General features: G+C 60.9%; 2 protein-coding genes. Both read right to left on the bottom strand.

What is annotated here, in order from left to right:
- On the bottom strand, nt 1-548 hold a 548-nt coding region (locus tag E5W70_RS32350; RefSeq protein ID WP_292665418.1), incomplete at its 3' end, for a sugar phosphate isomerase/epimerase family protein.
- A 5-nt stretch (nt 549-553) separates the two neighbouring features.
- A partial coding sequence (locus E5W70_RS32345; RefSeq protein ID WP_292665416.1) for an ABC transporter permease occupies nt 554-1,475 on the bottom strand: 922 nt, incomplete at its 5' end.

The raw sequence follows: 1,475 nt of genomic DNA, 5'->3' as shown, positions 1-1,475 counted from the left end.
ATGTTCATGTGATAGGTGTCGAGATGGACAAAGATGTTGTCGGCGCCGACCTTCTCGAGCATCCAGACCGCCTGCGCGCCGGTATTTATCAGGTGGTTCTCGTAGCGGTTCACCGCCTCGATTCCGAGCTCTATGCCGCGCGTCTGGGCATGCTTGGCGGCGACGGTCAGCACATGCGCGATGTTGTCGTATTCCTTTTCGGTGGGTGGCACGCCGGTGCGTTCACCGATACCGCCGAAAATCACCCCGGAAAGCGCCAGCGCGCCCATCTCTGCAGTCTTGTCGATGGCCACTTTGAGATGTTCGATGGCGGCATCCGGCCGCACCGAGGCCCAGGCCCGCTCCGGTAGCCCAAGCGAGCAAACAGCCCGAAGATTGTGCTTTTCGAGCAAGGCGCGTGTGTGCGCGGCATCGACCGCCGGCGCGTTCAGAAGCGCGATCTCGATAAAATCCATGCCGTATTTGACGGAAGCGGCGATCGCCTTCTCTGCGCCGGCCCGATCCCAGTTCATCGTCCACATCGAGGTGTGGACCCCAAAACCATGCATCTCACTCACCCTTTGTTTGTGTTCAGGAACTTTAAGCGCCCGGCAAGCCAGCGCAGGACCATCACCGTGATCATCAAAATGCCCCAGACCGCCGTCGCCAGATGCTGGTTGGCGCCCATCAGATTGAGTCCCGAGGACAGAAGCTGGAGCACGACCAGCGCAACGAAGACAGGGATTACGCGTCCGAAGCCGCCGAATGGATTGACCCCGCCAAGAAAGCAGGCAAGCACAGTGATCAGCAGGTAGGACTCGCCATGTCCGACACGCACCGAATTGAAGCGCGCCAGCATGATGATGCCGGCGACCGCACACATCGCGCCCGACAATGTGTAGACCAGAACCTGCACCTTGCGCGTATTGATGCCGGAGTAGCGCGTGGCCTCGACGTTGGAGCCGATCATATAGGTGTTGAAGCCCAGCTTCATTCGGGTCAGCAGAAGGTGCCAGATCAGCACACACGCGATGAAAATGAGCAACGGCACCGGGATTCCAAGAATCGAACCGTAGCCGATCGGCGCCAGGAAGCTGGGAAAACCGGACACGTCGCCGCCGTGCGTCAGGAACTCACCGAGACCGCGCAGGAAAATCATCATCGACAGCGAGACCAGGATCGGGTGAGCCTTGGTGTGGGCGATGACGAGCCCCATGGTCAGTCCACTAAGTGCTCCGACCGCAAGGGCAAGGATCGCGCCAAGGACAAAGGCACCGATGCCCGCGTCGACGCCGCCCTGGCTTTGAAGGATCCAGGCGAGCGTCAGCCCGGCGATGTTGGCCGTGAAGGTGATGGCCAGGTTCAGGCCGCCGGTCAGGATCGGGAGCAGCATGGCGAGTGTGAGCAGGCCGAGCTCCGGCAGCTGGAAGGCGACGGATCCAAAGGTGGCGCGGGAAAGAAAGTTCGGCGCGGCAATTCCGAACACGACCATGACC

Source organism: Mesorhizobium sp. (assembly GCF_005063415.1).
GTDB lineage: Bacteria > Pseudomonadota > Alphaproteobacteria > Rhizobiales > Rhizobiaceae > Mesorhizobium.
The sequence above is the reverse complement of the archived record's forward strand: the minus strand, read 5'-3'. Positions and strand labels throughout refer to the sequence as shown.